The organism is Massilia sp. ST3 (assembly GCF_018119405.1).
Taxonomy (GTDB): Bacteria; Pseudomonadota; Gammaproteobacteria; order Burkholderiales; family Burkholderiaceae_D; genus Telluria.
Genome location: NZ_JAGPWC010000070.1, coordinates 21,403 through 27,733 on the forward strand (window position 1 = coordinate 21,403; position 6,331 = coordinate 27,733).

General features: G+C 64.2%; 6 protein-coding genes. 5 read left to right on the top strand and 1 reads right to left on the bottom strand.

Annotated elements, in window-relative coordinates:
• Window positions 1-53: 53 nt before the first annotated feature.
• Window positions 54-596, bottom strand: a complete 543-nt coding sequence (locus tag KBW98_RS19525; protein ID WP_211521829.1) for a glycine zipper 2TM domain-containing protein — start codon at window positions 594-596, stop codon at window positions 54-56.
• A gap of 380 nt (window positions 597-976) precedes the next feature.
• On the opposite strand from KBW98_RS19525, the gene KBW98_RS19530 reads away from it, so the two are divergent.
• The 5 genes from KBW98_RS19530 to KBW98_RS19550 all read left to right on the top strand — a co-directional run bounded on the left by KBW98_RS19530 (window position 977) and on the right by KBW98_RS19550 (window position 6,057).
• Window positions 977-1,387: a barstar family protein gene (locus tag KBW98_RS19530; RefSeq protein WP_211521836.1), complete on the top strand. Its 411-nt coding sequence runs from the start codon at window positions 977-979 to the stop codon at window positions 1,385-1,387.
• 80 nt (window positions 1,388-1,467) lie between these two features.
• A complete protein-coding gene (purN, locus tag KBW98_RS19535; RefSeq protein WP_211521830.1) occupies window positions 1,468-2,100 on the top strand; it encodes a phosphoribosylglycinamide formyltransferase in 633 nt (210 codons plus the stop codon).
• A gap of 13 nt (window positions 2,101-2,113) precedes the next feature.
• On the top strand, window positions 2,114-3,409 hold the full coding sequence (locus KBW98_RS19540) for an RsmB/NOP family class I SAM-dependent RNA methyltransferase (protein ID WP_211521831.1): 1,296 nt from the start codon (window positions 2,114-2,116) through the stop codon (window positions 3,407-3,409).
• Window positions 3,410-3,418: 9 nt separating this feature from the next.
• Window positions 3,419-4,741, top strand: a complete 1,323-nt coding sequence (locus tag KBW98_RS19545; RefSeq protein WP_211521832.1) for a mechanosensitive ion channel family protein — start codon at window positions 3,419-3,421, stop codon at window positions 4,739-4,741.
• Window positions 4,742-4,845: 104 nt separating this feature from the next.
• Complete coding sequence (locus tag KBW98_RS19550) at window positions 4,846-6,057, top strand: fatty acid desaturase (protein WP_211521833.1); 1,212 nt, start codon at window positions 4,846-4,848, stop codon at window positions 6,055-6,057.
• Window positions 6,058-6,331: the final 274 nt, after the last annotated feature.

The following is a 6,331-nucleotide window of genomic DNA, read 5'->3' on the forward strand; positions in this document are numbered from 1 at the left end:
AGCGCAAGCTCGGGAACCCCTTGTGATGAAGGCGGCAACACGGCCGCCCGGTATCAGTAGCGCTGGCTGTACTGCTCGTTGAGGCTGTCCAGCGGCTCGACCGAGACGCGCAGGCGCACGCGGTTGCCCGGGTCGCGGCTCATCAGGGTGGTATAGGTCTGGCCGCGGTATTCATAGGTCACGTCGTAGCCGTTGGTGCGCGATTCGACTGCTTCCACCGTGCGGCACTGGCGCACCGCCTGTTCCTGCACGCCCGGCGCCACGTTGCGGCCGTTGTTCTCGACGCGGTCGCCGACCATCGCACCGGCAATCGCGCCGGCCGCGGCGGCAGCGACCTTGCCGTTGCCGCTGCCGACCTGGCTGCCGAGCAGGGCGCCGGCGATGCCGCCGACGATCGAGCCGCCCTGGCCGCGTTCCTGCTGCTGGGTCGGCACCTGCACGTATTCAGTACGGCATTCCTGGCGCGGGGTGCGGATCTGCTCCACGCGCGGCTGCACGCGCACCACGCGGCCGAAATCCTCGAAGTCCGCCGCCTGCGCGAGCGGCAAGGTGGCCATCCCCAGGGCCGAAATGATCAGTTTGGCTTGGAAGTTCATGTTCTACCTCGTTATTGGTGAGCGATCTCGCGGAATGGATCGCCAGGACTTCATGGTAACCCCATCGCACCAACACTGATCAATCCGCATGGCAACAAATTGTAACAGCAGCGCGTTCGTGTCCAGTCTGGCGACAGAATGAAAACCGGATTGTCCCTGTGGATTTTTGATGACATGCAGACATACCGATTTTTACAAATGGCCCTGCCGTGCGCACATTTGGGTTGCTTCCAATACCACAAAACGTTACCCTTACACAAATTAGGGATTTTTATTGGCGCGTGGAAACGACAGCGGGGGAGTAAGCAGCGGCGGCGCCAAACGTCGCAGGGAGTGACGCCTTGGCAAAACCAACCATACCAGGACGACTTGAGGAAAAGATGAGTTTGTTGATGAGAGTGGCGCCCAATCTTGTGCAGTCGATTCGCGCCTTCCGCGTCGCCGACCTGCAGCAGGAGGCAGGGCGACTGGGCCATCATTTCCTGTATGCGCATTGCGCCAATACGATGACCAAGCAGCAAGTCTGCGCGCGCATCGGCGAGAACTTCTATTTCCCCAAACCCTGCAGCAAGAATTTCGACGCACTGCGCAAGTGCCTGACCGAGACGGTGCACGAGGCCGGCCCCCAGCCCGGCTTTATCGTTGTACTGGAACAACTCCCTAGCGCGCAAAAATTCGACAAGGAAGCACGCGAAAACCTGCTCGACGTATTCCGCGACGCCGCCGAATTCTGGAGCGACAAGAAGGTGCCGTTCCGCGTCTTTTATTCGTTCGACCTCGGCGCGAACTAAGCGCGCTCCCATTTCGCCACGGGACCGCGAGGCCCCGCCGAATGCCGATTGCTGCACTGCGATACGGTACAATGCCGCCTATGAAAAATATCGTGATCCTCATTTCCGGCCGCGGAAGCAACATGGAAGCGGTCGTGCGCGCGCTTGAGGCCGAGCAGTGGCCAGCCCGAATCGCAGCGGTGATCAGCAACAAGGCCGACGCCAAGGGCCTGGAATTCGCGCAGTCGCGCGGCATTCCCACCGCCGTGGTGCCGAGCAAGGAATTCGCCAGCCGCGCCGAGTTCGACGCGGCGCTGCAGGAAACTATCGACCGTTACGCGCCCGACCTGGTCGTGCTGGCCGGTTTCATGCGCATCCTGACCGCGCCCTTCGTGGAACATTACGCGGGCCGCATGCTGAACATCCACCCGTCGCTGCTGCCGCTGTTCCCGGGGCTGCACACGCACCAGCAGGCGCTCGACGCCGGCGTGCTCGAGCATGGCGCCACGGTCCACATCGTGACCGCCGAGCTCGACCACGGTCCGGCGATCGCGCAGGCCCGAGTGCCGGTGCTGCCGAGCGATACGCCGGACGACCTGGCCGCCCGCGTGCTGGTCGAGGAACACAAACTTTACCCCTATGCCGTACGCCTGTTCGTCGAAGACCGCGTGGTCGTCGACGGCGACAGCGTCAGGCTGCTCGACCGCGCACCCGCGGCCGAGGCCACCAGTTAAATCAGGAAACACCATGAGATTGCCACCAGCGATCATCGTCAAGACCGAAGAAGTCTTGCGCGAGATCCTGCGCTTCACCGCGCCCGCCGACGTCACCCTGTCGCGCTTCTTCAAGGACAACCCGCGCTTCGGCGGCCGCGAGCGCGGCGTCATCGCCGAAGCCGTGTACGCGGTGCTGCGCAACAAGTCCTTCTATACCGACTTCGCCGGCTCGGGCAATACGCCTTCGATGCGCCGCCTTGCCCTGCTGGGCCTGAGCGAAACCGCCGGCCTCGACAGCCTCGGCGGCCTGAGCGAGGACGAGACCCACTTCCTCACCCGCGTCAAGGACGTCGACCGTTCGCTGCTGCCGAAGCAGATGCAGGCCAACCTGCCGCAGTGGCTGTACGAAAAGCTGGTGGCCCAGTTCGGCGAGGACGAGGCGCTCAAGCTGGCCGCCGTGCTCAACACCCCGGCGCCGCTCGATCTGCGCGTGAATTCGCTCAAGGCCAACCGCGACGAGGTCATTGCCAAGCTGGCGGAAGCACCGATCGCCGCCGAGCCGATGACTTACGCGCCCCTGGGTCTGCGCGTCTACAAGAAGCCGGCGTTGCAGAACCTGGAACTGTTCAAGCAGGGCGCGATCGAAGTGCAGGACGAAGGCAGCCAGGTGCTGGCCCAGATCCTGGGCGCGCGCCGCGGCGAGATGGTGGTGGACTTCTGCGCCGGCGCCGGCGGCAAGACCCTGGCGCTGGGCGCGCTGATGCGCAACACCGGCCGCCTGTACGCCTTCGACGTGTCGGAAAAGCGCCTGTCCAAGCTCAAGCCACGCATGGCGCGCAGCGGGCTGTCGAACGTGCATCCGGTGCTGATCGCGCACGAACGCGACGCCAAGGTCAAGCGCCTGGCCGGCAAGATCGACCGCGTGCTGGTCGACGCGCCATGCTCGGGCCTGGGCACCCTGCGCCGCAACCCGGACGTGAAGTGGCGCCAGAAGCCGGACGCCATCGCCGAGATGCAGGAAAAGCAGGCCTCGATCCTGGACGGCGCCGCGCGCCTGCTGAAGAACGGCGGCCGCCTGGTGTACGCCACCTGCAGCCTGCTGAACGAAGAAAACGACGTGATCGTCGAGCAGTTCCTGGCCACCCATCCGGACTTCGCGCTGGTGCCGATGAACCAGGTGCTGGCCGAGCAGAAGATCCCGCTCGAGATGGACAACTACCTCAAGCTGCTGCCGCACAAGCACCAGACCGACGGCTTCTTCGCCGCCGTGCTGGAGCGCAAGGCCCCGGCCAAGGCGGCGCCCGCCGCCGACGACGCGGCCGAGTAAGGGAAGGAGATGCCGCTCTCCGACCTGCTGGCCGACCTGCTCGCCGACATCCGCCAGCCCGCCATCGTCTGGCAGGCGCTGGCCATCGTCCTGTGCGTGGGCGCCGGTTGGGGCCTGGCGCGGCTGATCCACCGCTCCTGGCTGCACGAGCGCGCGGAGCGCGGCGGCCTGCTGGGCTTGGGCGTGGCCAGCTTCGGCCGCGTGCTCCCGCCCTTGCTGGCCCTGGCCTTCCTGGGCATGGCCAAGCTGGTCATGGAGCGCTACCAGAGCGTGCACCTGCTGCGCGTCGCGCTGCCGCTGCTGACCTCGATGGCGGTGATCCGCACCGTCTTCTACCTGCTGCGGCGCGTGTTCGCGCGCCATGGCCCGCTGGGCGCGGCCCTGCAGACTTTCGAGCGGGTATTCGCGCTAATCGTCTGGCTCGGCGTGGCGCTGCACCTGACGGGCGTGCTGCCCGACGTGATCCATTTCCTCGAACATACCGAGCTGCCGATCGGAGCAAACAAGGTCAGCCTGGCCGAGCTGCTGCAGGGCGCGGTCTCGATCGTGATCCTGATCATGCTGGCGCTGTGGGCCGGCGCGGCGCTGGAAGAGCGCCTGATGGGCTTGGAACGTGTGCACAGCTCGCTGCGCGTGGCCATGGCGCGCGTCAGCCGCGCCGTCCTGATCCTGGTCGCGGTGCTGTTCAGCCTGTCGCTGGCGGGCCTGGACCTGACCGTGCTGTCGGTGTTCGGTGGCGCGCTCGGCGTCGGCCTCGGTCTCGGCATGCAGCGCATCGCCAGCAACTACGTGTCCGGCTTTATCATCCTGCTGGAACGCAGCCTGACCATCGGCGACCCGATCACCCTCGACAAGTATTCCGGCAAGGTAGCGCGCATCAATACCCGTTACACCGTGCTGCGCAGCACCGACGGTACGCAAACCCTGCTGCCGAACGAGATGCTGATCACCGGCGTGGTGTTGAACCAGTCGGTGACCAACCGTAACCAGCGCCTGGTGACCAAGCTGGTGGTGTCCTACGACTCGGATCTGACCGAGGCGATGGCGCTGCTGGAAGCCCAGCCGAAAGGGGTGGCGCGGGTGCTGGAAGAACCGGCGCCGAACGTGCTCCTGAACGCCTTCGTGGCCGACGGCTACGAGCTGGAAGTCGGTTTCTGGATCGCCGATCCGGAAAACGGCGGCGGCGGGCCGATTTCGGAGGTCAACAAGAAGATTTATGCCTTGGTGCAACAAGGCAGCATCAAACTTGGCCATCCTTCCATGGATACCCGCTTGCTTGATGCACATATCGCATCGGTTGTGTCGCGTACACCTCAATCGGGCGCAAATTAAGGCGGCTCGACCGTGCCGTGCATCACTGGAACCGCGTAAAATATGCGGGTTACGTGAGCGTATGGCTTATTGCGCTTCGGACACGATTCCAACATGGAGACTGAATGAATTTATTTAGCGACATCCTGCAGAACGTGCTGGCCTTCCTGGACACCGGCTTGCTGGACTTTTCCGCATGGCAGCTTGTGGTGTACACGCTGGTCGTCACCCATATCACCATCGCGAGTGTGACGATCTACCTGCACCGCCACCAGGCGCACCGCGCCCTCGACCTGCACCCGATCCCGAGCCACTTCTTCCGCTTCTGGCTGTGGCTGACCACCGGCCAGGTGACCAAGGAATGGGCATCGATCCACCGCAAGCACCACGCCAAGTGCGACACCGAGGAAGATCCGCACAGCCCGCAGACCCGCGGCATCCGCAAGGTGCTGCTGGAAGGCGCCGAGCTGTATCGCGCCGAGAGCAAGAACAAGGAAACCCTGGAGAAGTACGGCCACGGCACCCCGGACGACTGGATCGAGCGCCACGTGTACACCGGCCGCTCCGCCATGGGCGTGGCTGCACTGCTGGTCATCAACGTCGCCCTGTTCGGGGTGATCGGCCTGACCATCTGGGCGGTCCAGATGCTGTGGATTCCGATCACCGCGGCCGGCATCATCAACGGCCTGGGCCACTGGTGGGGTTACCGCAACTACGACTGCAACGATGCGGCCACCAACATCTTCCCCTTCGGCATCCTGATCGGCGGCGAAGAACTGCACAACAACCACCACACCTTCGCCACCTCGGCCAAGCTGTCGAGCAAGTGGTACGAAATCGACATGGGCTGGGGCTATATCCGCGCCCTGGAAATGCTGGGCCTGGCGAAAGTGAAGCGCGTCGCGCCGGAACCGAAGTTCGCCAAGAACAAGCAGGCTGCCGACCTGGACACCCTGCAATCGGTGATCGCCAACCGCTACGACGTGATGGCCAAGTACGCCAAGTCGGTGCGCCGTGCCTTCCGTGAAGAAATGGAACACCTGAAGCACAAGGCCGAACTGGAAGCGCGCTTCCTCAAGAGCTCGCGCAAGCTGCTGCAGCGCGAGCCGGCCAAGCTGGAATCGTCGCAGCAACAGCAGCTTAGCGAGCTGTTCCAGCACAGCAAGGCGCTGGAAACCATGCACAATATGCGCGTGGAACTGGGCGCAATCTGGGAACGCTCGCACTCGACCCGCGACCAGCTGCTGCACCAGCTGCAGGACTGGTGCGCCCGCGCCGAAGCCTCGGGCATCAAGGCGCTGCAGGAGTTCTCGCTGCGCCTGCGCAGCTATGCCTGATCTGGTTTGCTAAGCATATGGACGGCTCCTTCGGGAGCCGTCTTTTTTTTGGTGCTACTGCATCGCTGGCTGTAGGGTGGGCGGGTTTCCCGCCCACGCGTTCAACATTGCCAGCACTGGGACGGCATATCAATCGTTCGCTATCGCCGCGGGGGGGGGGCCCCCCCCCCCCCAACCCCCCCCCCCCCCCCCCCAAAAAAAAAAAAAAAAACCGCGCCGAGGGCGCGCAAAAAAAAAAACGGTTGCGAACCGAAGTGCGCAACCGCCTGTATCT